Origin of the sequence: Neorhizobium sp. IRS_2294 (assembly GCF_050500145.1) — a bacterium.
Classification (GTDB): domain Bacteria; phylum Pseudomonadota; class Alphaproteobacteria; order Rhizobiales; family Rhizobiaceae; genus Neorhizobium; species Neorhizobium soli.
This window is the reverse complement of the sequence record NZ_CP191439.1, coordinates 1,093,683-1,118,635: the sequence shown is the minus strand read 5'-3', so window position 1 is coordinate 1,118,635 and position 24,953 is coordinate 1,093,683. Positions and strand designations below refer to the sequence as shown.

Annotated in this window: 25 protein-coding genes; 9 read left to right on the top strand and 16 right to left on the bottom strand. The window is 60.4% G+C overall.

Annotated elements, in window-relative coordinates:
* Window positions 1–40 precede the first annotated feature (40 nt).
* From ACQY1K_RS05320 to ACQY1K_RS05305, 4 genes are all read left to right on the top strand, one after another.
* Window positions 41–889, top strand: coding sequence for a mechanosensitive ion channel family protein (locus ACQY1K_RS05320; RefSeq protein WP_430258477.1), 849 nt, complete (start codon window positions 41–43; stop codon window positions 887–889).
* A gap of 82 nt (window positions 890–971) precedes the next feature.
* Complete coding sequence (locus ACQY1K_RS05315; protein WP_430258476.1) at window positions 972–3,740, top strand: DUF2339 domain-containing protein; 2,769 nt, start codon at window positions 972–974, stop codon at window positions 3,738–3,740.
* Window positions 3,741–3,748: 8 nt separating this feature from the next.
* Entirely contained in the window at window positions 3,749–4,399 is a 651-nt protein-coding gene (locus tag ACQY1K_RS05310) for an HD domain-containing protein (protein WP_430256355.1), read from the top strand.
* Between the two features lie 9 nt (window positions 4,400–4,408).
* A complete protein-coding gene (locus ACQY1K_RS05305; protein ID WP_430258475.1) occupies window positions 4,409–5,254 on the top strand; it encodes an MOSC domain-containing protein in 846 nt (281 codons plus the stop codon).
* 61 nt (window positions 5,255–5,315) lie between these two features.
* Here the strand turns inward: ACQY1K_RS05305 and ACQY1K_RS05300 are convergent, their stop codons facing one another.
* Window positions 5,316–5,567, bottom strand: coding sequence for a hypothetical protein (locus tag ACQY1K_RS05300; RefSeq protein WP_430258474.1), 252 nt, complete (start codon window positions 5,565–5,567; stop codon window positions 5,316–5,318).
* A 278-nt stretch (window positions 5,568–5,845) separates the two neighbouring features.
* On the opposite strand from ACQY1K_RS05300, the gene ACQY1K_RS05295 reads away from it, so the two are divergent.
* Window positions 5,846–6,745, top strand: coding sequence for a DMT family transporter (locus ACQY1K_RS05295; protein ID WP_062453384.1), 900 nt, complete (start codon window positions 5,846–5,848; stop codon window positions 6,743–6,745).
* Window positions 6,746–6,851: 106 nt separating this feature from the next.
* Window positions 6,852–8,078: an MFS transporter gene (locus tag ACQY1K_RS05290; RefSeq protein ID WP_209900428.1), complete on the top strand. Its 1,227-nt coding sequence runs from the start codon at window positions 6,852–6,854 to the stop codon at window positions 8,076–8,078.
* Here ACQY1K_RS05290 and recO read toward each other — a convergent pair.
* A complete protein-coding gene (gene recO, locus ACQY1K_RS05285; RefSeq protein WP_192086791.1) occupies window positions 8,059–8,841 on the bottom strand; it encodes a DNA repair protein RecO in 783 nt (260 codons plus the stop codon). The two genes, ACQY1K_RS05290 and recO, sit on opposite strands and share 20 nt — an antisense overlap.
* A gap of 221 nt (window positions 8,842–9,062) precedes the next feature.
* On the opposite strand from recO, the gene ACQY1K_RS05280 reads away from it, so the two are divergent.
* Window positions 9,063–9,455, top strand: coding sequence for a hypothetical protein (locus ACQY1K_RS05280; RefSeq protein WP_430258473.1), 393 nt, complete (start codon window positions 9,063–9,065; stop codon window positions 9,453–9,455).
* 10 nt (window positions 9,456–9,465) lie between these two features.
* Here ACQY1K_RS05280 and ACQY1K_RS05275 read toward each other — a convergent pair whose 3' ends face one another.
* From ACQY1K_RS05275 to rpoZ, 10 genes are all read right to left on the bottom strand, one after another.
* Window positions 9,466–9,981 carry a PAS domain-containing protein gene (locus tag ACQY1K_RS05275; protein WP_062579790.1) on the bottom strand — a complete coding sequence of 172 codons (516 nt, stop codon included), beginning with the start codon at window positions 9,979–9,981 and terminating at the stop codon, window positions 9,466–9,468.
* Window positions 9,982–10,189: 208 nt separating this feature from the next.
* On the bottom strand, window positions 10,190–10,705 hold the full coding sequence (locus ACQY1K_RS05270; protein WP_062453388.1) for a hypothetical protein: 516 nt from the start codon (window positions 10,703–10,705) through the stop codon (window positions 10,190–10,192).
* 196 nt (window positions 10,706–10,901) lie between these two features.
* Window positions 10,902–11,897 carry a GTPase Era gene (era, locus tag ACQY1K_RS05265; protein ID WP_430258924.1) on the bottom strand — a complete coding sequence of 332 codons (996 nt, stop codon included), beginning with the start codon at window positions 11,895–11,897 and terminating at the stop codon, window positions 10,902–10,904.
* A 9-nt stretch (window positions 11,898–11,906) separates the two neighbouring features.
* Window positions 11,907–12,623: a ribonuclease III gene (gene rnc, locus ACQY1K_RS05260; protein WP_371816122.1), complete on the bottom strand. Its 717-nt coding sequence runs from the start codon at window positions 12,621–12,623 to the stop codon at window positions 11,907–11,909.
* Window positions 12,623–13,378 (bottom strand): signal peptidase I, encoded by a 756-nt coding sequence (gene lepB / locus ACQY1K_RS05255; RefSeq protein ID WP_062454754.1) that lies wholly within the window; start codon window positions 13,376–13,378, stop codon window positions 12,623–12,625. The genes rnc and lepB overlap by 1 nt, the downstream gene beginning before the upstream one ends.
* 200 nt (window positions 13,379–13,578) lie before the next feature.
* Window positions 13,579–13,986 carry a holo-ACP synthase gene (gene acpS, locus ACQY1K_RS05250; protein ID WP_062453390.1) on the bottom strand — a complete coding sequence of 136 codons (408 nt, stop codon included), beginning with the start codon at window positions 13,984–13,986 and terminating at the stop codon, window positions 13,579–13,581.
* A gap of 15 nt (window positions 13,987–14,001) precedes the next feature.
* Window positions 14,002–14,631, bottom strand: a complete 630-nt coding sequence (locus ACQY1K_RS05245) for a DUF2062 domain-containing protein (RefSeq protein WP_430258472.1) — start codon at window positions 14,629–14,631, stop codon at window positions 14,002–14,004.
* Window positions 14,632–14,820: 189 nt separating this feature from the next.
* Complete coding sequence (locus ACQY1K_RS05240) at window positions 14,821–14,973, bottom strand: DUF3563 family protein (RefSeq protein ID WP_082471869.1); 153 nt, start codon at window positions 14,971–14,973, stop codon at window positions 14,821–14,823.
* Window positions 14,974–15,132: 159 nt separating this feature from the next.
* A complete protein-coding gene (locus ACQY1K_RS05235) occupies window positions 15,133–17,394 on the bottom strand; it encodes a RelA/SpoT family protein (RefSeq protein ID WP_430258471.1) in 2,262 nt (753 codons plus the stop codon).
* A 136-nt stretch (window positions 17,395–17,530) separates the two neighbouring features.
* Window positions 17,531–17,938 (bottom strand): DNA-directed RNA polymerase subunit omega, encoded by a 408-nt coding sequence (rpoZ, locus tag ACQY1K_RS05230; RefSeq protein ID WP_062454756.1) that lies wholly within the window; start codon window positions 17,936–17,938, stop codon window positions 17,531–17,533.
* A 279-nt stretch (window positions 17,939–18,217) separates the two neighbouring features.
* Here rpoZ and ACQY1K_RS05225 point away from each other — a divergent pair, with 279 nt between their 5' ends.
* Window positions 18,218–18,796 (top strand): NYN domain-containing protein, encoded by a 579-nt coding sequence (locus tag ACQY1K_RS05225; RefSeq protein ID WP_062453393.1) that lies wholly within the window; start codon window positions 18,218–18,220, stop codon window positions 18,794–18,796.
* Between the two features lie 62 nt (window positions 18,797–18,858).
* Here the strand turns inward: ACQY1K_RS05225 and ACQY1K_RS05220 are convergent, their stop codons facing one another.
* The 3 genes from ACQY1K_RS05220 to dapA form a co-directional block, all read right to left on the bottom strand.
* Window positions 18,859–19,827, bottom strand: coding sequence for a lysylphosphatidylglycerol synthase transmembrane domain-containing protein (locus ACQY1K_RS05220; RefSeq protein WP_092661804.1), 969 nt, complete (start codon window positions 19,825–19,827; stop codon window positions 18,859–18,861).
* Between the two features lie 114 nt (window positions 19,828–19,941).
* Entirely contained in the window at window positions 19,942–20,418 is a 477-nt protein-coding gene (gene smpB / locus ACQY1K_RS05215; RefSeq protein WP_062453395.1) for an SsrA-binding protein SmpB, read from the bottom strand.
* A gap of 109 nt (window positions 20,419–20,527) precedes the next feature.
* Window positions 20,528–21,412: a 4-hydroxy-tetrahydrodipicolinate synthase gene (gene dapA, locus ACQY1K_RS05210; RefSeq protein ID WP_430258470.1), complete on the bottom strand. Its 885-nt coding sequence runs from the start codon at window positions 21,410–21,412 to the stop codon at window positions 20,528–20,530.
* A gap of 231 nt (window positions 21,413–21,643) precedes the next feature.
* Between dapA and ACQY1K_RS05205 the strand changes: the two genes are divergently transcribed.
* On the top strand, window positions 21,644–23,803 hold the full coding sequence (locus ACQY1K_RS05205) for a lytic transglycosylase domain-containing protein (protein WP_192076673.1): 2,160 nt from the start codon (window positions 21,644–21,646) through the stop codon (window positions 23,801–23,803).
* Between the two features lie 90 nt (window positions 23,804–23,893).
* On the opposite strand, the gene ACQY1K_RS05200 is transcribed toward ACQY1K_RS05205, so the two are convergent.
* Window positions 23,894–24,952 carry a porin gene (locus ACQY1K_RS05200; RefSeq protein ID WP_184654826.1) on the bottom strand — a complete coding sequence of 353 codons (1,059 nt, stop codon included), beginning with the start codon at window positions 24,950–24,952 and terminating at the stop codon, window positions 23,894–23,896.
* Window position 24,953 lies beyond the last annotated feature (1 nt).

The window sequence follows — 24,953 nt, the reverse complement described above, 5'->3', positions numbered from 1 at the left end:
CCAATTAGCCTCCTCTTTGCAGCAAAGGATCAGGCCCCGAATGGAACAGGCATCGGCTTTCGTCGTCGCAACTCGTACGGCACTCTCACAGCTCACAGCCCTCGGCATCCAGTATTCATTCTCGGTCATCGGCGCCATTCTTCTTCTGATCGTCGGATGGGCCGCCGCCCGCCTGCTCAGCCGCTGGGCGCATAACGGTCTGTCGCGGGTGAACGGCATCGACGCAACGCTGGCGCAGTTCTTCTCCAACATCATCCGCTACGCGGTGCTGATCATCGTCGTGGTGATGGTGCTCGGCCAGTTCGGCGTCCAGACGGCATCGGTCCTTGCGGCACTGGGCGCGATCGGCCTTGCCGTCGGTCTTGCCCTGCAGGGCACGCTGCAGAATATCGCAGCCGGCATCATGCTTCTGGTTCTGCGCCCGTTCCGCGTCGGCGAATCGATCGAGACGGGCAATGTCAGCGGCACGATCGTCGATGTCGGCCTGTTTGCAACCGAGCTTCGCACCGCCGAAGGCGTTTATCGCCTGGCGCCGAATTCGACGCTTTGGAACGTGCCGATCACCAACTATTCGCGCCTGCACACGCGCCGGCACGAGATCTCGGTGACGCTGTCGGCCGACCAGAGCCTCGACGAGGCCGAAGCCAAGCTCAAGTCGATCGCCAAGGCGGAAACGCGGGTGGAGAGCAACCCGGCACCGACCACCTATCTTGCGGAATTCGATGCCGGCAGCGCCAAGCTGACACTGCGCTACTGGATCAAGAGCGCCCAGTGGTGGGCGGTCAGCCGCGACATGACCAAGGCCGTCAAGCTTGCCTTCGATAAGGTGGTCGAGGAAGAGGTGCCGGCCGATGCGCAGGACGACGGTCCGGCTTCATACACCCCATAACGGTATCGACGGGGAGATCGGCTTTTCTTTGCGGACCAATGGTATAACGTCCGCTGACCTTCTCAACCGAGCCCGCTAGCATATGATCCTCCAGCTTCTGCTGATCGTTCTCATTCTTTCCCTCGTCGTCTCGCAGCGAAAGCTGACGGGCCGGGTCGCTTCGCTGGAGAAAGAACTTTCGGATGTCCGGGCGCGCCTGCTGACCGGCGTTCCCATCACTTCCGAGGTGGTCGTGTCGCCCGAGACGGCGCTTGCCGAGATCCGCACCGAAGCCGCGGCTGACATGGTCGAAGACACGGGCTTTGCAAAGGCTGCAGCAGAACCATCGAAGACCGAAGTCCTGGCAGAGATCACGGCGCCCGAGGAGAGGACGTCCGATCAGGCAGCCGAAACACCACCGCTCCCCGCGCCCGCTCCGCGCTTCCGCCGTGAAAATCTGGAAAGCTATCTCGGTGCTCGCTGGCCGGTCTGGGTGGGTGGCGTGGCACTCGCCTTTGGCGGCATCTTCCTTGTCCGCTATTCGATCGAGGCCGGGCTGCTCGGCCCCGGTGCGCGTCTGTCGCTGGCGGCGATTTTCGGGCTGGTGCTGATTGCTGCCGGCGAGCTGGTGCGTCGTCGGGCAATGCCCAAGATGTCGGAGCTCTACGCCAATGCGATGATCCCCGGTGCGCTGACGGCCGCCGGTAGCATCACGCTGCTGGGCGCGTCCTTCGCGGCCTACGCCTTTTACGACTTCATCGGCTCCGGCACCGCCTTCATGCTGATGGCCCTGATTTCGTTTGCAACAATCGCGCTGTCGCTGCTGCACGGGCAGACGCTGGCCGGGCTTGGCCTGCTTGGCTCGCTGATCACGCCGCTTCTGGTGACGACCGACGACCCAGACGTCAACGCGTTGTTCCTGTTTCTCGGCGTGAGCTGGCTGGCGTTGAACGCCGCCTCGCGCATCCGCCGCTGGACCGTGGTGCCAATGATCGCCAATTTCGGGATCGGCCTCTGGGTTCTCGCCTACACGTCACAATCGCTGCCGATCGACATGATGCCGCCTTCGCTGGTGCTGCTGATGATGATTGCCGGAACGATCCTCATCTGGCCCGGCCGCGTTTATACGCGCGGCTCGACAGGGAGCGGCGGCTGGCGGGCGCTGCTGAAGAGGCCACCGCTGCGGATCACCCTGTCGTTATCAGTGACGGTCGCGATTTCGGCGCTCGCCATGCTGGTCGCCACGCCTGGGGGCTCTCTTCATCCGCTGTTCGTCTTCGTCGCCCTGATCGGCGCGCTGGCCGCCGTCGGCAGCAGTCGCAGCTACGGGGTGTGGACGGTCGTGGTTGCAGCGCTCGCCGCGCTTGCCGGTATCGCGACCGTTGCGTCGACATTGCTCGCCTATGTGATGCCCGAACCGGTGACCGGCACAACCGCGCCTGTCGTTGCCGCTTTCGGCCACGAGATTGCAGGCTTCCTGCTCCTCGGCGGCATCTTCACGCTGCTCGGGGCCGGGTTCCTCAGGCGCTTCCGTCATGAGGAACCGACGTTTTCGGTACTCTGGTCCTTTATGATGGGGGCAATGCCGGTCACGATCGGGTTCATCTCGTTTCTGAACTTCGGCAATTTTTTCCGCGACTGGACGCACGGCCTCTACGGCATCGGCATCGGACTTGCGATGCTCGCGGTGGCGGAGTGGCTGTTTCGCGGACGTGATGAAAGCGATGGCGACGGCATCGATTGGCCGGCAAATATCGCTGTGCTCGGCTCCTTCGCGGGCTTCACGCTGGCACTGCACGCGCTCACCAACGGCATCGTCACGACGATCCTTCTCTCCGGTCTCGGCATTGCCTATCTGATGGCGATGCGAGTGCGGACATGGGCTGCCCTGCCCTGGATGATGGCGGCGGCAATCGCGATCGTGTTCGGCCGCATCGCCTGGCAGCCGACGCTGGTTGGCGCGGACAGTCTCGGCACGACGCCGTTCTTCAATGCGCTGCTGCCGGGCTACGGTATTCCGACCCTGCTCGCGATTGTAGCAGCCTGGATGCTGCGCAATTCACCCGATGTCCGTGTCCGCAACGTTTTGCAGGGACTGGCATCGCTTGCAGCCCTGCTGACACTTGCCGTGCTGATACGCCACGCGATGAATGGCGGCGTGCTCGATGCCCGCACGCCGACGCTTGGCGAGCAGTCGATCTACACGCTCTTGACGATCGGCTTCTCCGGCATTCTGATGACGCTCGACCTGAAAAGCCCGAGCCCGGTCTTCCGCTACGGCTCGATGATCGCCGGCGCGATCGCGACGGTGAACGTGCTCTCGGCGCATGTGTTTGCGCTCAATCCGTTCTTTTCAGGCGAAAGCACGGGCTCCTGGCCCGTCCTCAACCTTCTGCTGCTCGGTTATCTTCTCCCGGCGCTCGCCTATGGACTGACCTCGTACTTGGCTCGCGGCCGGCGGCCAGCGCCCTATGTGGCAATGCTCGCCGTCTCGGGCGCCCTGCTCGGCTTTCTCTGGGCGACGCTTTCGGTTCGACGCTTTTTCCAGGGCCAGAATATTGCCCAGTGGAAGGGATTTCTCGCTTCCGAAACCTATGCCTATTCTGTGGTCTGGCTCCTGATCGGCATCGGCCTTCTGGTAGCGGGCTCGAAATGGAACGCCAAGAGCCTGCGGCTTGCTTCTGCAGTGCTGGTGCTGGTGTCCGTGGCGAAGGTCTTCCTGATCGACATGGCCAATCTCGAAGGCATTATGCGGGCCCTGTCCTTCATCGGGCTGGGGGCAGTTCTGATCGGAATCGGGCTTTTCTATCAACGGATTCTAGTCAACAAGAACGACACATCTAATACAGACGATTCTCACGAACCTTCGTAGAAACCAGCATGACCGCGTCACTCGCAGAAGCCTTTTCGCCCCACCAGGATCTGGCCAGAAGCCTCATTCCGCATGCCAGTGCTGGCGACGATGGAAGCCACGATCTGGCTCACATCGCCCGCGTCTTCAAGAATGCGATGCGCATTCATCAACACGAAGGCGGCGACGGGCGGGTGCTGGCAGCCGCGGTGCTGCTGCATGACTGCGTTGCGGTGGAAAAGAACTCCCCGCTGCGCAACCAGGCGTCTCGTCTTGCCGCGGAGAAGGCGGCGGGCATTCTGGGCGAGATGGGCTGGAGCGATACAGAGATCGATGCGGTCTCCCATGCGATACTCACCCACAGTTTTTCGGCAAATCTCGAGCCGCAGACGATCGAGGCGAAGATCCTGCAGGATGCGGACCGGCTCGATGCAATCGGCATGATCGGTGCGGCACGCTGTTTCTACATTGCCGGGCGGATGGGTTCCGCGCTTTACGATCCGGCCGATCCGCTCGCCAAGCATCGACCGCTGGACGACAGGACGTTTGCAATTGATCATTTCGAGACGAAGCTGTTCAAGCTCGCCGACGGCTTCAAGACGCAGGCCGGCCGGCAGGCGGCAAACGAACGACACCAGCGTCTGAAAAGTGTTCTCGACCTCTTTCTCGATGAAATTTGAGGAAAACCCATGCATGTCAGCGAGATTAACTACTACCCCTTGAAGAGCGGCCGCGGCATTTCGCTCACTGAGACGCAGATGACGTCCACGGGCATACCCGGCGATCGCAGCTTGATGCTGGTCGATACCAGGGGGCATTTCGTTAACCAGCGCGATCTTCCAGAAATGGCGCAGTTGCAGGTCCTGCCCGACACGGACGGGTTCCGGTTTTCGATGGAGAGCAAGGGCGAGATCACCGTCACCCGGCCGCCGGGCTACCGGCGTACCGATGTGGTCGTTTGGAATTCGATCGTCAGCGCCGCGCTGGCCGACAAGGATATCAACTCGACCCTTTGCGACTGGCTGGGCTGCGACGTGCGGCTTGTTTTCTTCGATGAACGTTCGAAGCGGACCGCAAGCGACGACTGGGCAGGACCCGATACGCCGGTCACATTTGCCGACGGATACCAGGTCCTGGTCACGACCACTGGCTCGCTCGAGGCGATCAATGCCGCCATGGAGAAGCATGGAGAAGGCGCTGTCGGGATGGACCGATTCCGCGCCAACATCGTCATCGACGACGGGAACGCCTTTGGCGACGACCATTGGGAGGCGATCGAGATCGGCGGCCTTCGTCTCGATCTCGTCAAACCCTGCGCCCGCTGCATCATGATCACCCAGGATCAGGTGACCGGTTCGCGGGATGTCGCCAACCCGATGCCGGCACTCGGTCGCCTGCGCATGTCGGCCGACCGGCGCGTTCCCGGCCCGCTGTTCGGATGGAACGCAGTGCCGCGCGGCGGCGGCATGATCGCAATTGGTGACGACGTGAAAGTGGTCTCGACGCGCGGCGCCTGGGCCATCAAGCATCGGTAAGGAAAAGCGGCTGTACGTTGCCTGACCGCGTCCCCTTTCCGGACTTGAGAACTGTCCTGTGCTACCGCGACAGGCGCATCGCCTGGCCCTGGCAATCCAGCACCTCGTCGATGGCGTGACCAATCTTTTCGATCAGTTCCTGCAGGTTCGGGTTTTCCGGATCGAGAAAATCGCCAACGAAGGCGACAACATTATCCGCCGTCAAAGGAAAACCGCTGATGCTACACTTCAGGATTGCCTGGTTTGCAATCGTGGTCGCGGTGATGCGCTCCAGAAATTCGTTTCGCTGGTCTTCCGTCATCCCAGTGAGCATCGTTTCTCCTGATTTGCTTGCCCAAGTCTAACTCAACCTTGAGAACATATGTTCCAGTCGCCAGTACGGGGAAGACCTCAAGTGCAGGTCTCCAGAACTATTTGCAGTTTTTCATATACCTTTTCTGGGTCTGAAGGTTCCCTCTGACGGCACCGCATGGCAGACATGTCCAATCGGCGTTTGTTGACAAAGGTCAAAACCGGTCAAGAACACCGATCTCACAAACGTAGGGCGTCACGGCGGCGCTTGCGCGCTCCGCACTGGAATCGATCACCATCATGACATCTCGGTCTACGGGACTTCTCTTCGCGTTGACTGCTGTCATTATCTTCGCGGTTCAGGACGGCATCTCGAAACACCTGGGCGGCGCCTATCCTCCCATTTTCGTGGCGATGATCCGCTACTGGGCCTTCGCAGGTTTCGTGCTCATCGTGGCCGGTCGCTCGTCCGGCGGTGTCAAAGGTGCAGCGTCCGCGAACAGGTTGTGGCTGCAGATTGCCCGCGGGGTCATTCTGGTTTTCCAGATCGCGCTGTCGATCTTCTCATTTGCCGAGGTCGGTCTTGCGGCCACCCATACGATCTTTGCTGCGACGCCACTGCTCGTTGCCTGCCTTTCGGTGCCCTTGCTTGGCGAGAAGGTCGGGTGGCGGCGCTGGACCGCGATCGGCGTCGGCTTTGCCGGCATCCTGATGATCATCAATCCGCTGCATGCGACATTCGATTTCCGGATCGTCATCCCGCTGATCGGCACCACGATGTTTGCGCTCTACTCGGTGCTGACCCGGCTCGCGAGCCGCACCGACACGGCCGATACCGCGTTTTTCTACACGGGTATTGCCGGTGCTGCGGCGATCACGCTGGTCGGTCCGTTCTACTGGTCGCACATCACGCTTTCCGACTGGTTCTGGATGTTGACGCTTTGCGTTACCGGCATGACCGGGCACTATCTGCTGATCCGCGCCTACTCGCTCGTCGATGCCGTCGCGGTACAGCCGATGTTCTACGTACAGTCGGTGCTCGTCTGCCTGATCGGTGTGATGCTGTTTGGCGAGATGATGACCATCAACATGGTGGCCGGGTGTGCGATCGTCATTAGCGCCGGCGCCTTCACGCTCTGGCGCGAATCGCGGCTTGGCAAAGTCCCACCGCCCCCGATCGAGCCGCCCGGCGCGCTGTAGAGAAGGCTTTGTCGCATCAGCTGTTGTGATGCATCGCGTCAGGAAAAGTCGTTTCCCATTTCACACCTGCGCGGCTATGGATAATGCCTGATTTCAGGAGGCAAGCATGTCCAACCCCGCGCGCTCATCGATGCCCTGGCTGATCATCACGGCCGGTGCCTTGGTTGCGATGCTGACCTTCGGCCCGCGTTCGGCAATGGGCTTCTTCCAGTTGCCGATGTTGTCCGATCGTGGCTGGGATCGCACCACGTTCGGGCTCGCGATGGCGATCCAGAACCTCGCCTGGGGCCTTGGCCAGCCGATCTTCGGAGCGATAGCGGACAAATACGGTACCGGCCGCGTGCTCGCCCTGTCCGGTCTCCTCTATGCGGGCGGACTGTTTCTGATGTCGTCCGCGCAATCAATTCCGATGCTGCACCTGTCGGGCGGCCTGATGGTGGGGCTTGCCGTCGGCGCCGGTTCGTTCGGCACGATCCTGTCAGCCTTTGCCCGCAACGTGACGCCCGAACAGCGCTCCTTCGCGTTCGGGATCGGCACTGCTGCCGGCTCTGCCGGGATGTTTCTGTTTGCGCCGCTCAGCCAGGCGCTGATCACGGCCTACGGCTGGTCGGACAGTCTGATGATCATGTCGGCGATGATGCTTGCTGTTCCGCTGCTTGCCATCCCGCTCCGTGGCAACGCGAGCTCCGGCACGCAGAACCAGACGGAGTTCAAGCAGACCGCGGCGCAGGCACTGCGGGAAGCCTTCGGGCACAAGTCGTACCTGTTGCTGACCTCGGGCTTTTTCGTCTGCGGTTTTCAGGTAGCTTTCATCACCGCGCATTTTCCGGCCTATCTTCGCGATATCGGCATCGAGGCTCGGTATGCGGTGATCGCCATGGCCCTGATCGGTTTCTTCAACATCATCGGCTCGCTTGGCGCCGGCGTGATCGGGCAGCGCTACTCGAAACCCTATCTGCTCGCCTATATCTATATCGGCCGCTCGATCGCCGTCACGGCCTTCCTGCTTCTGCCGCAGTCTCCGACCTCGGTCATCATCTTTGCCGCCGTGATGGGTCTCTTGTGGCTGTCCACGGTGCCGCCGACCAACGGACTGGTGGCGATCATGTTCGGCACGCGGCATCTGGGCCTGCTTGGCGGTTTCGTGTTCCTGTCGCACCAAGTAGGGTCGTTCCTCGGCGTCTGGATGGGCGGCGCGCTTTACGACAGGCTCGGTTCCTATGACATGGTCTGGTGGTTCGGCGTCGTGTTCGGCCTGTTTGCCGCGGCCGTCCACTGGCCCATTCGCGAAAAGACGGTGAACCGACAACCGGTCATGCAGCCGGCGGAATGATACCTGATCCTTGCGGCGTCTGATCGTCAGGGGCTTTCGACAGCGCCTTCAGCGCCGCCTGAACGAACCCGTCGCGGGCGGTACTCTGGGTCATTCCGCGCGGTTCATAGACATGCCGGGATAGGAAATGGCCGGTCAGACGGAAGGCCGCGGCCATGCCGTCGCGGTCGGCAGTCCTGGATGCTCCCTCTCCCAGAAAATCCGGCAGGGCCAGCATGCGGTCCGCATAGGGAGCGCCGGCATCGCGGCTCACGGCGCGACCGGATTTCGGCGACACATAGACAAGATCGCTGCGTGTGCCGGTCGCCGCACATTCCGAAAGATCCAGTCCGAAACCAAGATCGTTCAGCACCGCGAGTTCGAACCGGACGAAGAGTTCGCCCGCATCGGACGGATCATCCATCGCATCGAGAATGATATCGAGAGCTTCGAACAGGTGCGGATGCGGATCACGCTCGGGAAGCAGCCGAAGCAGAGCCCCCATCGCCTGGACACCGTAGACCGCCGTTGCGGTTTCCATCAGCTTTGCTGCACGCAGTTGCAGCGGTTCGAGCTTGAATTCGCCGAGATGCTCGTCGAGACGCGCGCGCCAGACCACCTCCACGCGGTTTCCCGGCTGCAGCACCGGTTGCATCGCGCGCGAGCGGCCGGAACGGACGATGCCGAGATGGCGGCCACGTTCGCGCGTCATCAGTTCGGCGATGACACTCGTCTCGCCGTGGCGTTTCACGCCGATGATGATTGCCTCGTCCTGCCACTGCATCGATAGGTGAACTTCCTGTCTGCGTTGATCAGTTCTACCGTATAACCTCTTGGGACTGAATCGGTTTCTGCGTCTTTCCGGCACGGTTTGCGGGCTCTGTCGGTGTCTAGGTGTGGCTGTCGCGCCTCCCTCGATTTATCTCTCGATCGGGCTGGAACAAATTGCCTTCGCCGCGGATTTCTCCGCCGAACAGCCAAGAGCAATACGCTGCCGGAGATCACATGAAAAACGCCCTGCTCGCTACCGCTATCATTGCCGCGATGCCCTTTGGCCTCGCCTTGCCAACGCCTGCGGCCGCGCAGTCGCCGCAGCTTGAACAGGCCTGCGTCGCGGTTGCCAAGAACTTCCTGCTCATTCCAGACGTCAAGACCGGCATTGTGCAGTCCTTCCCGGAACTCGATCCGCCGGGCGCACGTCTGACCTATTCGACCCGCCAGGACGCCAAGCCGACCGATTTCACCAACGAGATCGATTGCGAGTTCGGCAAGGGTGGACCTCCATTCACGCTGCTGCGCTTCTGCATCTCGAAGACATGCTACGGCCCGGGTGAGCAGGAACCCGAAAATCGTTGTCGCTTCGAAGAGGTCAAGGCGCTGATGGAGCGCAAGAAGTAAGATCTCCGTCTCAGCCGAGATCCGGCGTCAGCATGTTGAGTGCTGAAGACAGATATCGCGCGGCCAGAGCATGGCCGCGCGCTGAAGCGAGATCCAGCGCTGCCCGGCAGTGGCTCTCGAGCGGATCACTGATCTGGATCGGTTCGGCGAGCGCTGGCTGCACGATGACAGTGCCGCTGTAGATCGAAGGCAGCCCATCGACATCGCGCAGACAGCGCCCGTTCGCGCGAACGCTAACCTTATGGCCATCCGGATGGGTCAGGCTGTATTCGGCATTGTAGGCTGCACCATCGACGATCGCCATGTGGATAGCCTTGGCCACACGCTGCTTGTCGCCTTCGTCGATGTAGCGCACCAGGACGTCGATCGGCATTCCGATCGACAGGTCCTCGATCGAGAGACCAAACACATGGGCGATGACGTCGTCACCATAGACGCGGTTTTCTGCAACATTCCAGCTGTAGAATCCCACCGCGTTGATGAAATCCTGATCCGCTTCGTCAGAAGCGATCGTTCCGCGTGCCATGTACGCTCCCTATGCCAATACGACGCGTAGTTGTACCATCACCATCGCGTTAGCAATCGCGTACATTGATAGATGACAAGTTGCTACGGGGTTCTACGTAACGAATCACGAGCGCCCTTTGGCTGACAGGAATGTCCAAGGGAGCGATTCTGCAGCCATCGTGCACGACCGGAGGATGCAGCCGCAATTTGCACGAACCATGGATGCTTTACGCTTTTTTGCCGCCATCCAGCACGTTGAGTGCGGAGGACAGGTAGCGGGCCGCAAGCGCGTGGCGGCGGCTGTTGGCGATTTTCAAAGCCTCGAGACAATGGGTCTTGAGTGGATCGCCAGAATGAGCACCACTGCCCACTTCGACAGCGGTAACGGAACCTGTGTAGATCGACGGCAGGCCGAGCTTGTCGCGAAGGCATCGTCCCTGCCCTGTCACCGTGACGCGGCGACCGTCCACATGGGTGATTCCATAACTCTGATGGCACTTTTTGCCAGAAATGATGGACTCGTGCAGGGCTTTTGCGACGCGCTGCTTGTCGCCATCGTCGACGTTGACGATGACCTGTTCGATCGGCGCGCCGCTCTCGAGGTCCCTGTAGGGGACCCCGTAGATGAATGCGAAGACCTGATCGCCGTAGACCTTGTTCTCCTGAACGTTCCAGCTGAAGAACCCAACCGCATCGCTGAGATCCATACCACTGAAGGCATCAAAACGTCTTATATCGCTCATGCCTGGCACCACCTCCACGATTTGCCGAGATCGCCTCAGTCCTTCAATACAACCAGCGTAACCCGTCGGCGTATTTTAGGGAATAACAATTAAGCATTTCCGAATTTACTAACATTCGAAATTACACAGCAGTTCCTTCTCCCGATATCAAGCTAACGCATCGGAAGGAGTCGGCAAGCCAAAAACGGTCAAACATTCAGTTTTTCGGGAATTCCAGGCCCATTTCGCGGAAACGTTGTGGATCGTCTCCCCAATTTTCCCTGACCTTCACAAAAAGGAACAGGTGAACGGGCTGTTCAAGGATCTCGGTCAGTTCCTTGCGCGACGCTGTCGAAATTGCCTTGATGGCGTCGCCGTTCTTGCCGAGAGCGATCTTCTTCTGGCTTTCGCGCTCGACATAGATGACCTGTTCGATCCTGACGGAGCCATCCTTGCGCTCTTCCCACTTCTCAGTCTCGACATGCGAGGCGTAGGGAAGCTCTTGGTGGAGCCTGAGAAAGAGCTTCTCGCGGGTGATTTCGGCAGCAAGCTGGCGCATCGGCAGATCGGAAATCTGATCCTCCGGGTAGTACCAGGGGCCTTCCGGCAGGGTCGTGGAGAAATAGTCCATCAGATCGTCGCAACCCGAGCCTGTCGTGGCCGAGATCATGAAGGTGCGCACGAAATCGATCTTTTCGTTGGCCGCAGCAGCAAGTGCCAGAAGATCCTCGCGCTTGACCTGATCGATCTTGTTCAGAAGCAGCAGTTTCGGCTGATGCACATCCTTCAGACCCTCTAGGATCGCGTCGGCATCGCCGCGCAGGCCGCGTTCGCTGTCGATCAGGAGCGCGATCATGTCGGCATCCTTGGCGCCGCCCCAGGCGGTGGTCACCATGGCGCGGTCCAGCCTGCGGCGCGGCTTAAAGATGCCGGGCGTATCCATGAAGACGATCTGGGCGTTGTTGTGGATCGCGATGCCCCGAACGATGGCGCGGGTCGTCTGCACCTTGTGGCTGACGATCGACACCTTGGCGCCGACGAGACGGTTGACCAGCGTCGACTTGCCGGCATTGGTCGCTCCGATCAGCGCCACGAAACCGGAATGGGTCGGGCCGGCTTCAACCAGTTCCGCCGCCGCCTCGTCGACCGCGGTTTCCGGCTGAACGGCGTTTACGTCTTCGTCTTTGCCTTCGGTGGTGTTGTCTTCGGTCATGATGTCCAATCAGTCTTCAGCAGAGGTCTTCTGCCAGACGCCTTCGCGTTCGAGTATCCTGGTGGCAGCCACCTGTTCGGCTGCACGTTTCGACCGGTCGGCGCCCGTTTCGGGCGAAACACCGGGAATCTCGACCGTCACGGTAAAGCGCGGGTCGTGATCCGGGCCGGAGCGGTCGTCAATGCGGTAGGACGGGGTCACACCGAATTTGGCATGTGCCCATTCCTGCAATTCCGTCTTGGCGTCGCGGCGGGCGCCATCGGCGCGGGTCGCACGCGCCTTCCAATGACGCAGAATGAAACCGCGGGCAGCTTCCAGTCCGCCATCCAGATAAAGGGCGGCAATCAAGCTCTCCACCACATCGGCGCGGACGTTCATCATCCGCTTGCCGGTGATCTTCTTGACGTCGGCGCCGGTTCGGATGAAACGGTGCAGTTCCATCTCGTCTGCAACAATGGCACAGCTTTCGGCGCTGACCAACTGATTAAGGCGCACAGACAGCTCTCCTTCCGGTGCGGACCGGAAGGTAGTGAACAGAAGTTCGGCAACGCAGAGCCCGAGCACACGGTCGCCCAGAAACTCCAGACGCTCGTAATTGGCATCCTTGGCAAGACCGACGCTGGCGTGGGTCAGCGCCCGGTCAAGCCACTGCTTCTCGGAAAAGACGTGGCCGATTATCGTCTCGAGACGGCCGCGTTCTTCATCCGAGAGTGAGAGCGGTTTCATCAATGAACGCCCTTGAAGAGACGGTCCCAACGCATGTTGGACGGCCATTTCCAGATCTCGCGGAAGGACGTGTCGTTGCCGAGCGAGAAGAAGATGACGCTGGCGCGACCGACGAGGTTTTCGGCCGGAACCATGCCCGGACCTTCGTCAAAGCGGCTGTCGAGCGAGTTGTCGCGGTTGTCGCCCATGAAGAAATAGTGTTCCGCCGGCACGACGAACTCGCGGGTGTTGTCGCCGCGCGAGCTTGGGGACTGGTCGAGCGTGTCAAAGGTCACGCCGTTGTCGAGCGTCTCGCGGAAGACTGGAACGTTGGTGCCTGGATCGGAGCGGTAGTCGGATGTGAAAGCGCCGTCGCCCTGCTTGGGTACAGCGGTTCCGTTGACGAAGAGCACGCCGTCGCGAACCTGGATGCGGTCACCGGGAAGGCCGATCAGGCGCTTGATGTAATCGATCTCGGGCTGCTGCGGCAGGCGGAACACGATCACGTCGCCGCGCTTCGGCTCGCTGAACTGAAGGACACGGCCTTCAAACAGGTCCGGCGAAAACGGCATCGAATACTTCGAGAACCCGTAGGCGAACTTGTTGACGAAGATATAGTCGCCGACCAGAAGCGTCGGCATCATCGAGCCGGACGGAATCGTGAAGGGCTGGAACAGGACGGTGCGGATCACCATAGCCAGCAGCAAGGCCTGGATGATGACCTTGATGTTTTCCCAAAGGGCATTCTGCGGCTTCGTCTCGGCGTTATCGGACACGTATTTCAATCTCTCTCTTCACGGCGGATGGCTACCTGTGTGAAACGTGCCGCAATCTTCGAGAGATCACGCCCGCCGTTCAGGTCATTCCTGCGTGGCACCTTGTAGCTACAAAACCGCTGCGCGCTTTTGCGGGACATGCTTTAGCGTCTTCACAGAGCGGCGGCAATGGGCCACCGCTTCGCCAAATTCTGGTACGCTCACGGAGCGGCCACCGGTCGCGCCTCAATGATCACGAAGGCCTGCGCATAGGGATACTCGTCGGTGATCGTGACGTGGATGAAAGGCTCCTGACCGGCGGGCATCAGTTCCGCCAGCCGCTCGCCCGCGCCACCCGTCAACACCATGGTCGGCTTGCCGCCCGGCAGGTTGACAACGCCCATGTCTTTCCAGAACACGCCGTTTGCAAGGCCGGTGCCGAGAGCTTTGGAGCAGGCTTCCTTGGCGGCGAACCGCTTGGCATAGGATTCGGCGCGGTTCTTCCGACGATCGGACTTTGCGCGCTCGATATCGGTGAAACAACGATGGGTGAACCGTTCCCCGAAACGTTCGATGGATTTTTCAACTCGACGGATGTCGATGAGGTCACTGCCCATGCCGATAATCATCAAAGTCCCTCTTTCTCAAGCATCGACTGACTTGCGGTCTGCCGGCTGCGCCGTCAAGTTCCCCGGCTGATATTCCCGCTCATAGGCCTGCTGATATTCGCTGCGGCGGGCAAGCCGACGCTCCGTCTGGCTAATGCGAAAACTGCGGATCCCGAAATAGGTCGCGACATAGACAAGCAGTCCGCAGAACAGTCCGGGAGGCAGCGAGCCGATCAGCATCGGCTCCAGGATCGGGTCCCAGAGTTCCGATAGCTTGAGCTGGGAAAACAGCGCCGCTAGATCGACCGGCCGCGCTTCGCCGCCGCCAGCGCGGCCAAGGATGAACTGGCCGATTTCCCACGTAAGGGGCCAGATGATGGGACAAGTAACGGGATTGGCGAAGGCCGTGCCAAGCGCCGCAGCGACCATGCTGCCGCCCAGCACCCAGGCAAAAGGAATCGCAAAAAGGATGTGGAAGCCGAGAAAGGGTGTCCAGGCGCTGACCATGCCGATGGCAAGACCGGCAGCAACCGCATGCGGCGAACCGCCGATGCGCAAGATCTTGAGCCGGTAATATCCGAGCACACGGCGGAACCCCTTCGGGGGAAATATTGCGCGATACAGCTTTTCTCGGAAGGTCGGGGCTTTGCGGCGCCGAAAGGGCATGAAGCAGCTTCTTTCTGGTTCGGTCCGGTGAAGGATCCGAGAACCATCATCTCAGTTCGGAAACGGTCTTCGTAGCGGAAGCCCAAGATGATGGCGAAAATTGGCCGCTGGCATCGGGCCGCTTCGCGCACGGCCCCCGGATAAATCTACTTCACGACAGACGACCGAGCCGCTGTCATGTCATTGAATTCAGATGGACTTGCGGAACATGCCACGGTCGATCTGTCGAACGCGGTGCTCGAGATCGAAGCGATCGCAGGCTTCGTTGAGGTATGCCATTTCGCGTTCCTGGACGGAAGGGCCGCGCAGGACGCGGGCGAACTTGCGGACGGAGGTAAACATCTGACGTCTCTTTCGGTAAATGTTGCGGTGCAGCAGATATAGGCTGAACCAGCGGGCTTTACCAACGCAAGGGTTACCTCCCAGCCCTGCATTAAATGCATACCCTCTCAAAGGGAGCGCACTCAAAACAGGCAGTCCGCGTCGACGATCGGCTGGGGTCTAGTCGTAGACACGCTTCAGGTTGGAAACGCAGTCCAGTTCCTTCAGCTGCGTCAGGAGCTGATTGAGCTGGCGCACGTCCCAGACTTCGACTTCCATGGCGATCTCGGAGAAATCGGCGGCGCGATTGCTGGCCATCGACAAGGATCGGATGTTGATGTCGACACCGCCGATTGTCTTCGCGACCGTCGCAAGGGTGCCTGGCTCGTTGATCGTGTTGACGTCGATACGGGCCAGAAAACGAGACTTGTTGGCCTCGTCGAGATCCCAGCGCACATCGATCCAGCGCTCCGGTTCCTCATCGAAGTGCTGCAGGATCGGCGCCTGGATCGGATAGATGGTGATCGCCTCGCCCTTGTCCATGATCCCGACGATACGGTCTCCGGGCACGGCGCCGCTCGGTGCGAAACGCACCTGCATATTGCCGGCAAGACCGCGGATCGGAACCGGTTCAGGGCTCAACGCAACGACATCGCCGGCATTGACGGCCGTCTGGGCATCCTCCAGCGGTGCCTTTGGCTGGTTCGGCAGCTTGAACATCATGCCGGACGCACTTCGCATGTTGAACCAGCCGTCATCGGCCGATGGCTTCACGGTAACGCGTTCATCCTTGAAATCAGGGAAGACGGCGCGCAGCACGTCGAGCGACGACAGCTCCCCTCGCCCGACGGCAGCGATCGCATCCTCGACATCCTTGTGGGCAAGCCGATGCAGAGCAGGCTTCAGCGCCTCGCGGGTAAAGGTCTTTGCGGCGCGATCGAAGGTGCGCTCCAGAATGCGATAGCCGAGGCCGGCATACTGTTTGCGGATCGCCATGCGGGTAGCGCGGCGGATGGCCGAGCGGGCTTTGCCGGTGACGACGATTTCTTCCCACGCGGCCGGCGGAACTTGAACACCGGAGCGGATGATCTCGACTTCGTCACCGTTGTTCAGCCGGGTGACAAGCGGCATGATACGGCCGTTGATCTTGGCGCCAACCGTGGTGTCGCCGATATTGGTATGAACCGCATAGGCAAAGTCGATCGGCGTGGCACCGCGCGGCAGCGCGATCAGCTTGCCCTTGGGCGTGAAGCAGAAGACCTGATCCTGGAACAGTTCGAGCTTGGTATGCTCCAGGAATTCTTCCGGATTGTCGCCTTCGGCAAGCGACTCGATCGTATGGCGCAGCCAGGAATAGGCGCTCGATTCCTTGGGCAGAAGATCGTCGCCCTTGGCACCACCCGACTGGCCATCCTTATAGAGCGCGTGCGCGGCGATCCCGTATTCGGCAATCTCCTGCATCATCTCGGTACGGATCTGCAATTCGATACGCTGCCTGGACGGGCCGACGATCGTCGAGTGGATCGAGCGATAGTCGTTCTGCTTCGGGTTGGAGATGTAGTCCTTGAAGCGGCCCGGCACGACGCGCCAGCGGGTATGAACGATGCCGAGCGCCTTGTAGCAGCAGGCGACGTCGTCGACGACGATGCGGAAACCGTAGAGGTCGGAAAGCTGCTCGAAGGACAGCGACTTCGACTGCATCTTGCGGAAGATGGAATAGGGCTTCTTCTGGCGCCCCTTGACGGCGGCGTCCGGCAGGCCGTTGGCGACGAGAAGATCGCGCAACTCGTCCTCGATCTTCTTGATCAGCCCTTCGTTGCGGGCCGAAAGATCGGCCAGCCGCTGGGTGACAGTCGCATAGGCTTCCGGGTTGATGTAGCGGAAGGACAGGTCCTCGAGCTCGTCGCGCATGTCCTGCATGCCCATGCGGCCGGCCAGCGGCGCATAGATATCCATCGTCTCTTCGGAAATGCGTGCCTTCTGCTCGGCCTTCATATGGTCGAGCGTGCGCATGTTGTGCAGCCGGTCGGCAAGCTTGACCAGCAGCACGCGCACGTCGTCTGAGATCGCCAGCAGCAGCTTGCGCAGGTTTTCGGCCTGTTTGGCCTTTTTCGATACGAGATCGAGACGCTTGAGCTTGGTCAGACCTTCGACGAGACGACCGATATCCTCGCCGAACAGCTCGTCGATCTCGGCGCGGGTCGCTGTCGTATCCTCAATCGTATCGTGCAGCAACGCGACGGCGATCGTCGACTCGTCGAGATGCATGTCGGTGAGGATGGCAGCCACTTCGAGCGGATGCGAGATATAGGGATCGCCAGAGGCGCGTTTTTGCTGGCCATGCTTTTGCATGGCGTAGACATAGGCCTTGTTGAGAAGAGCTTCGTTGGCCTCGGGCTTGTACTTCTGCACCCGCTCAACAAGCTCGTACTGCCTCATCATCCCGTGAAATGCCCTCGATACCGGGTCCAACAAAATAAAAATGGCGCGCCAACCATCAGATCAGCGCGGCCATCATAGATATCAAGACAGATTAGGGCGAGAGAATGAACGGTCCCTTGCCCAAACAATGCATCAATCAGTAATCGTCGCTCTTTTCCGGCGGCACAAGGCCTTCGATACCGGCGAGAAGGTCTTCTTCCGACATCTGGTCGAAATTGACGGTTTCCGCGGCGCCGTCTTCCTCGTCGTTGCCAGAGGCTGTCGACGTGCTGCCGGCAGCAATCAGGGTTGCCGGATCGGGCTCGGGCTCGTCGATTTCGACATGCTTCTGCAGCGAATGGATCAGGTCTTCCTTCAGGTCGTCGGGAGAGAGCGTTTCGTCGGCGATTTCGCGCAGTGCGACGACCGGGTTCTTGTCATTGTCGCGATCGATGGTGATCGCTGCGCCCTGCGAGATCTGGCGGGCACGGTGGCTGGCGAGAAGCACCAGCTCAAAACGATTATCGACTTTGTCAATGCAATCTTCTACTGTGACACGGGCCATTGCCTGTCCTTTGCGGTCGTTATTTTCGGAATTGCTACGCCCGATACAGCCATTGCCGGCGAAATTCAAGTTTATTCATGCCGACTGCCGCATGCCGCCGACCGAGGTGGCGATGACTCTGGCCAGATTCAACGAAAGGTTGCTTGGATAAAAGCGAATCCTACCATAAATGACATTTATATGATTAGCTGGTAATTTAACCGATAAATACCTAAGCGATCGGCTCAACTTTTCATTTGACGGGTCCTTGGTCAAGCAGCTTGAAGGGGATGGAGACATATGTTTGACCCAAGAGAGAAGATAGCTCTCTTTATCGACGGTGCTAATCTTTACGCGGCCTCGAAAAGCCTTGGTTTCGATATTGATTACCGTAAGCTTCTGAAGGCTTTTCAGAAGCGCGGCTATCTGTTGCGTGCCTATTACTATACGGCGCTGATCGAGGATCAGGAATATTCGTCGATCAGGCCGCTGATCGACTGGCTGGATTACAACGGCTACAAGGTTGTGACAAAGCCCGCCAAGGAGTTCACGGATTCGCTTGGCCGCCGCAAAATCAAGGGCAACATGGATATCGAGCTCGCGATCGATGCGATGGAACAGGCCGAGACCGTTGATCATCTCGTGCTGTTTTCGGGCGATGGCGACTTCACCAATCTTGTCGAAGCGCTGCAGCGCCGCGGTCGCAAGGTCTCGGTCGTTTCGACGATGCAGACGCAGCCGCCGATGATCGCCGACGACCTGCGCCGGCAGGCCGATCATTTCATCGATCTGATGACACTGAAAGCCGAAGTGGGCCGCGATCCATCGGAACGCGCACCACGGCCGACGGAGCCTGCTCCCGAACCGGCCGAAGGCTGAGATCATCCCCGGAAAGAAAAAAGGGGCCGTTCGACGGCGCCTTTTTTTGTTGGGGAAAACGACTAGGCCGAATGCGGCTCCGGCGTCACCGAAGATGACGCCCCCTGCCCGGCGCTGCGCTTTCGTGCACGAAACACGCCCTCGACGATCAGGGCCAGGGGAAGCCCGATAAAGAACGGAATGAAGAAGTAGATCACTCGGAACGCGACAAGCGAACCAATCGACGCCTGGTCGCCCATTACATGACGAACCGTTGCCTCGAGGACTCCGAGGCCACCGGGCGCATGGGTAATGAGGATTGCAAGATTGGCGAGCACGAACGCGGTCGCGGCCTTCAGGTAGCTGACATCGGCGCTCGCTGCCATGACTTCGCGCAGACAGGCGGATACGAGCGCGAAATTGATCGTGCCGATTACCACCTGTGCGATGGCGATCCTGAGCGTCGGCATTTCAAAGCTCCAGGAGCGGATCTTCAAAGGCGCGCGCACCGTTGCCGCGAGGATGAGATATACACCCGTCACGGCGAGGCAGGCAAAACCGATCCCCATGACCATCGCCTCCGACAGCCGCAGGACTGTTGCGGCATCCTTCGGATTGATGATCATCACGATACCCGACAGAACGGCCATGCCGATGCCGACAGTGACACCGGAAAACAGAACGATCTTGGCAACGTCCTCGGTGCTCATGCCCCAGTGATGATAGTAGCGATAGCGCAGCGCGCCGCTGCTGAGACCCGACAGGCCGACACTCTGGCCGATCGACAGCGCGATGAAGGAGGCAAGGCCGATCTTGGGATAGGAGAGGTCGTTCTTCACGTAGCGCACGCCAGCCCAATCAAAGCCGGACAGGCAGACATAGGACCCGGCGGCAAACAGGCCCGCCATGACGAGATTGTAGGTCGGGATATCCCGGACGGACTGGACTATGTCGCTGAGCGAGTATTCGCGGAACGTGTGGTACAGAAGGTAGCCGGCGGCGCCGAAGCCGATGACAATCGTGATGTAGGTAAAGATCTGCTTTTTCGTCATCGCCCACTTGCCCCAAAATAACGAGCTGAAACGGGCGATGTATGGTTTTGTTCCGCAGTGAGGGTTTTCAAGCTCGCTCGAGCACGCGCTTAACGCACGCCCGACGGGTCAGCCTCAACCGGCCTTGAAAAGCCGCGACTTCTCGCGGTTCCAGTCGCGTTCCTTCTCGGTCTCGCGCTTGTCGTGCAGCTTCTTGCCCTTGGCGAGCGCCAGTTCGAGTTTCGCGCGACCCTTTTCATTGAAGTAGATCTTCAACGGCACCAGCGTCATGCCTTCACGGTTGATACCGACACGCAGGCGGGAGATCTCGCGCTTCGACAAAAGCAGCTTCCGGCGACGGCGCGGCTCGTGGTTGAAGCGGTTGGCCTGCAGATATTCCGGAAGATGGCTGTTGATCAGCCAGATTTCATTGCCTTCGTCGGAGGCGTAGGACTCGGCGATATTTGCCTTGCCGTCACGCAGCGACTTGACCTCGGTGCCGGTCAGCATGATGCCGGCTTCGTAGGTATCGAGGATCTCGTAATTGAAGCGGGCCTTGCGGTTTTCCGCGACAATCTTGTTCACCGTGCGCTGGCTGCCTTTGGGGGCCATTGAAATCTTCCGTCGCCCTTCATCTGAAACACAATCCCCGCCCATGGGCGATGAGCGGGGTTCGATTTCTATGTAATGCGCCAGGCAGCAAAAGTGAAGCGCTGCGGCTTCAGTTCAGGATACCCGCATGACGCAGTGCTGCATCAATGGCAGCTTCCGTCGCCGGTTCCAGCGTCGACATCAGTGGAGAGCGGACGGCGCGGTTCAGACCGCGGACCTTGTAAAGCCCGTATTTCGAACCGCAGACGCCGGGCTCCATGAAGATCGCCTTGTGCAGCGGCATCAGGCGATCCTGATACTCGAGTGCCTTGGCATAATCGCCGGCAAGCGTGGCGGCCTGGAACTCGGCACAAAGCCGCGGCGCGACATTGGCCGTCACCGAGATGCAGCCAACGCCACCATGGGCGTTGAAGCCAAGTGCCGTCGCATCCTCGCCGGACAGCTGCAAAAATTCCGACCCGCAGGTGATGCGCTGTTCGGAGACGCGCTCGATCTTGCCGGTCGCATCCTTGACGCCGACGATGTTCTTGTAGGCCTTGGTAAGGAAACCCATCGTTTCCGGGGTCATGTCGATGACCGACCGGCCGGGAATGTTGTAGATGATGATCGGCAGATCGGTTGCTTCGGCGACCGCGGAAAAATGCGCGATCAGGCCCTTCTGGGTCGGCTTGTTGTAATAGGGTGTCACCACCAGAAGCGCATCGGCACCCGCGGTCTGCGCATGCTGGGCAAGCTCGATCGCTTCGCGGGTGTTGTTGGACCCGGCGCCTGCGATGACAGGGACGCGGCCGCGGGCGGCCTCGACGCACAGTTCAACGACCCGCTTGTGTTCGTCGTGCGAGAGCGTCGGAGATTCGCCGGTCGTGCCGACCGGGACCAGACCGGAACTGCCTTCCGAGATCGTCCACTCCACATGCGCGGCGAAAGCATCCTCGTCCACCGCGCCGTCGGTGGAGAAGGGGGTGACGAGAGCGGGGATCGATCCCTTGAACATGCAAAACTCCCAAAGGCCGAAGGGCATGGTACAATCCATGCTTCGGCCGTAATCCGCGACTAAGGCTGGGCACCATAAATCGGCGACCGGGCGGCGACAAGCGGAAGTACATGGGTTTTCAGCGTAAATCCCACTTAAGAATTCGCGCGATCGTGACCGCTGTGGTAAGGTTTTGTTAAGCTTGTCAGCAGCTAATAAGGGGTCTGAAACATCGTTGTCGCGAGTTGCCGGATGAGCAAACCCGTTGTAATCCTCAAGACGCTCTGGGCAGCGCTGTCAATCAGCGTCGCGGTCCTGCCGGCTTACGCTGCACCTCCAGGTTCCAATGCAGGCGTCGCACCGCTCCCATTCGTGAGGCCGGACGCTCCCGCTGCAATCCAGGGCTTCACCACCGTTCCGACGCCCGTTCCTGCGCCACCGACAACACCACCGGCCACTCCGGCGCTGGTTCCCGTGCCTGACATTACCGGCGCAATCCCCAGGATGAACCGGCCGCTTGCGACGCCCGCTCCCGCCCCTGCTCTCAAGGCCGGTCTCGATGCACTCTCCGACAACGATGCCTCACAGGCGATCGCCATGCGCGACAGCCTGCCGGAAGGCTCGCTCGACGAAAAGATCCTGACCTGGGCGATTGCCACCTCGGGCGCCCGCGGTATTCCTTCGAGCGAAATTGCCGCTGCGCAGCGCAGGCTCGTCGGATGGCCTGGGCTTTCCACCCTGCGGGCGCAGTCCGAACGCGCGCTCTACCGCGAAAACCCGACGCCGGCCCAGGTGCTTGCCGCTTTCGGCACGACGAAACCGGAAACGCCGGAAGGTGCCGTCATTCTATCGAGGGCGTTGGTGGCAAGCGGCAAACATGCCGATGCCGGGCGCATCCTGAAAAACATCTGGGCATCCGAGCCGCTGGACAAGCCGATGGAAGACCGGATCCTTGCCGAGTTTTCTGCGCTTCTTTCGCCTGCGGATCACCGGGCGCGGATGGATTACCTGATGTACCGCAGCCGCGGCGCGCAGGCGAAGCGCTTTGCCGAGCTCGGCGGTTCGCAATCGCTCTACAAGGCGTGGAACGCCGTCATCGTCAACGCAAAGACGGCAGGACCGGCGATCGAGGCAATTGACCGTTCGCTGGCAAGCGATCCGGCTACCCTGTTCGTGCGGATCGAATATCTGCGCCGCCAGGACAAGTACCAGGAGGCCGCAGCGCTTCTTGCAAAGGCTCCGCGCGAAGCGGGCCGTCTGATCAACACCAGCGAATGGTGGAACGAGCAGCGAATCGTTGCCCGCGGGCTCGCCGATCTCGGCGATGTCAGGCTGGCCTACCGGACGGTGTCCGACCCAATGGCGGCTCTCTCCACCGACAAGGTGGATGCGGAATTCCATGCGGGCTGGTACGCGCTGCGGGCGCTCAACGATCCGGCCACAGCCGAAAAGCATTTCTCGAGGATTCTTGCCGCCTCGAGCCGTCCGCTCTCGGCATCGCGCGCGCTCTACTGGCTCGGACGCGCCGCGGAAGCTGGCGGACCGGGTTCCTCATCGGAATTCTACAGCCGCGCTGCCCGGTTCCCCGGCACATTCTATGGCCAGCTCGCCGCCGCAAGGCTGGGCACGCGGACGCTCGATGTCAGTTATCCGACGCCATCGGCAGCCGACCGGCAGATGTTCGAAAACCGCGAGGCCGTTCGGGCTATCGCAAGACTGGACGCCGCCGGCCACGATCGCCGGTCGGCAGCGCTTTACAAGGCACTTGGCGAAGAGCTGACAAGCCCCGGTGAACTCGCGCTGCTTTCGTCACGCGCCGAAGCGCAGGGTGACCATGCGCTGTCGCTCTCGATCGGCAAGAGTGCCTTTTCGCGCGGCATCGACGTTGCAGCGCTTGCCTATCCGCTCGGCGTCATTCCGACGGCTGCCAATATCGAGGGGTCCGGCAAGGCGCTTGCCTACGCGATCGCCCGTCAGGAAAGCGCGTTCAATCCGACAGCCGTGTCACCGGCCAACGCCCGCGGGCTGCTGCAAATCCTGCCGACGACCGCCCAGGGCGTGGCGAGGCGCCACGGGCTGGCGTTCAAGGCCGACCGATTGACCAGCGATGCCGGCTATAACGCGACGCTCGGTGCCCATTATCTGGGAGAGCAGATCGAGACGTTCGGCGGCTCCTACATCATGACCTTCATCGCCTACAATGCGGGGCCGAAACGGGTGAACGAGTGGATTGCCCGCTATGGCGATCCTCGCGGCAAGCCGATCGATGAAGTCGTCGACTGGATCGAGCGCATCCCCTTCCCCGAAACGCGCAACTATGTGCAGCGGGTAATGGAGAACTACCAGGTCTACAAGGTCAGGCTCGGACAGACGTCGGATATCGTGACAGACCTGCGGTTGGGGCGCCGATAATCTTATCTTGCAGCGCCTGGTTCATCTGATCACACCTCAGAATGCAAAAAGGCCCGGCAATGCCGGGCCTTTCGGGTTTGATCGCAGAAATTAGAATGTGCGCTGGAAGCGCAAGAGACCCGACCATGCTTCGTCGTCGAGCGTGGCGTTGTTCCACTTGGTGTAGGCAATTTCCGGCTGGATCAGGAAGCCCTGGATCGGCGTCCACTGCAGGTTGGCGACAGCCGAAAGGACGTCGCTATCAGAGTAGGAAACCTGCATGTTGGCAGCAAGGTCTTCGTTGAACTCGTAACCGGCACCACCCCAGACGGCCCAATCACCCCAGCCGAAGCCATCAATGATTTCAGGTGCATAGGAGTTGAAGCTGTCGCCGTCGCTGTTCCAGCCACCCATGAGGAAGGCGGTGAACGCGCCGAACTTGCCGCCGACACGTGCCTTGACGGCACCTTCTTCAACCGATTCGTCGTAACCACCGGTTACGCCAACCATGAAATTGCCTGTGTCGTATTTCAGACCAGCGGCAACATTCGGCCAGTCGCTGGCGCCACCGGCGGTGTCGTTGTCGTTCTGGCCGTCGTCTTCGAGAGCGGCGAATGCCGAGAAGCCGTTGCCACCCTTGTAGGTGTAGGCAACCATGTTGACTTCGCTCGGGCCGTAATTGATGACGTCGTCGCTGTCGACGTTACCGGCGTAATCGATGAAGGATTCATAGAGCGAATCCTGCAGGCCGACCGCAAAGCCGCCGAGTTCGATCGTCGCAACCATCAGGCGCGTACGGGTATTTTCTTCGTAGCCGTAAGACGGGTTATGCGGATCGTAGTCGAAGCGCGCCGTGAGGTTGGTCTTCAGCGTGCCCATTTCGGTGTCCGAAGCGGTGCTGAGATAGAGCTCTGCGCGGCTGTTGGTGTAGAGACCATCGGCATCCGGGCTGTAAGCGCTGCCATAAGCGGCATCAAAACGGACGCGACCGCCGACCTTGAGGCAGGTTTCGGTGCCTGGAATGTAGAAGTAGCCGGTGCCGAACGCGTCGCAGACGCGGACGTATTCCATGGGTTCCGGTTCGGCGGCGACGATGGCGTCGGCGGCCTGAGCGCCGGAGACTGCTGCGAGGGCAGCAGCGGAGCCAAGAAGAAGGCTCTTAATGTTCATT

Bases quoted from the DNA above. Each gene is read 5' to 3' on its own strand.
- ACQY1K_RS05275 (WP_062579790.1), bottom strand. From the start codon at position 9,981: ATGGCACGCGGAACGATCGCTTCTGACGAAGCGGATCAGGATTTCATC.
- ACQY1K_RS05270 (WP_062453388.1), bottom strand. From the start codon at position 10,705: ATGAGCGATATAAGACGTTTTGATGCCTTCAGTGGTATGGATCTCAGC.
- ACQY1K_RS05310 (WP_430256355.1), top strand. From the start codon at position 3,749: ATGACCGCGTCACTCGCAGAAGCCTTTTCGCCCCACCAGGATCTGGCC.
- ACQY1K_RS05205 (WP_192076673.1), top strand. From the start codon at position 21,644: ATGAGCAAACCCGTTGTAATCCTCAAGACGCTCTGGGCAGCGCTGTCA.
- rnc (WP_371816122.1), bottom strand. From the start codon at position 12,623: ATGAAACCGCTCTCACTCTCGGATGAAGAACGCGGCCGTCTCGAGACG.
- smpB (WP_062453395.1), bottom strand. From the start codon at position 20,418: ATGGCCCCCAAAGGCAGCCAGCGCACGGTGAACAAGATTGTCGCGGAA.
- ACQY1K_RS05305 (WP_430258475.1), top strand. From the start codon at position 4,409: ATGCATGTCAGCGAGATTAACTACTACCCCTTGAAGAGCGGCCGCGGC.
- recO (WP_192086791.1), bottom strand. From the start codon at position 8,841: ATGCAGTGGCAGGACGAGGCAATCATCATCGGCGTGAAACGCCACGGC.
- ACQY1K_RS05240 (WP_082471869.1), bottom strand. From the start codon at position 14,973: ATGTTTACCTCCGTCCGCAAGTTCGCCCGCGTCCTGCGCGGCCCTTCC.
- dapA (WP_430258470.1), bottom strand. From the start codon at position 21,412: ATGTTCAAGGGATCGATCCCCGCTCTCGTCACCCCCTTCTCCACCGAC.
- era (WP_430258924.1), bottom strand. From the start codon at position 11,897: ATGACCGAAGACAACACCACCGAAGGCAAAGACGAAGACGTAAACGCC.
- acpS (WP_062453390.1), bottom strand. From the start codon at position 13,986: ATGATTATCGGCATGGGCAGTGACCTCATCGACATCCGTCGAGTTGAA.
- ACQY1K_RS05200 (WP_184654826.1), bottom strand. From the start codon at position 24,952: ATGAACATTAAGAGCCTTCTTCTTGGCTCCGCTGCTGCCCTCGCAGCA.
- ACQY1K_RS05295 (WP_062453384.1), top strand. From the start codon at position 5,846: ATGACATCTCGGTCTACGGGACTTCTCTTCGCGTTGACTGCTGTCATT.
- ACQY1K_RS05235 (WP_430258471.1), bottom strand. From the start codon at position 17,394: ATGATGAGGCAGTACGAGCTTGTTGAGCGGGTGCAGAAGTACAAGCCC.
- ACQY1K_RS05280 (WP_430258473.1), top strand. From the start codon at position 9,063: ATGAAAAACGCCCTGCTCGCTACCGCTATCATTGCCGCGATGCCCTTT.
- ACQY1K_RS05300 (WP_430258474.1), bottom strand. From the start codon at position 5,567: ATGCTCACTGGGATGACGGAAGACCAGCGAAACGAATTTCTGGAGCGC.
- ACQY1K_RS05320 (WP_430258477.1), top strand. From the start codon at position 41: ATGGAACAGGCATCGGCTTTCGTCGTCGCAACTCGTACGGCACTCTCA.
- ACQY1K_RS05220 (WP_092661804.1), bottom strand. From the start codon at position 19,827: ATGACGAAAAAGCAGATCTTTACCTACATCACGATTGTCATCGGCTTC.
- ACQY1K_RS05315 (WP_430258476.1), top strand. From the start codon at position 972: ATGATCCTCCAGCTTCTGCTGATCGTTCTCATTCTTTCCCTCGTCGTC.
- rpoZ (WP_062454756.1), bottom strand. From the start codon at position 17,938: ATGGCCCGTGTCACAGTAGAAGATTGCATTGACAAAGTCGATAATCGT.
- ACQY1K_RS05245 (WP_430258472.1), bottom strand. From the start codon at position 14,631: ATGCCCTTTCGGCGCCGCAAAGCCCCGACCTTCCGAGAAAAGCTGTAT.
- ACQY1K_RS05290 (WP_209900428.1), top strand. From the start codon at position 6,852: ATGTCCAACCCCGCGCGCTCATCGATGCCCTGGCTGATCATCACGGCC.
- ACQY1K_RS05225 (WP_062453393.1), top strand. From the start codon at position 18,218: ATGTTTGACCCAAGAGAGAAGATAGCTCTCTTTATCGACGGTGCTAAT.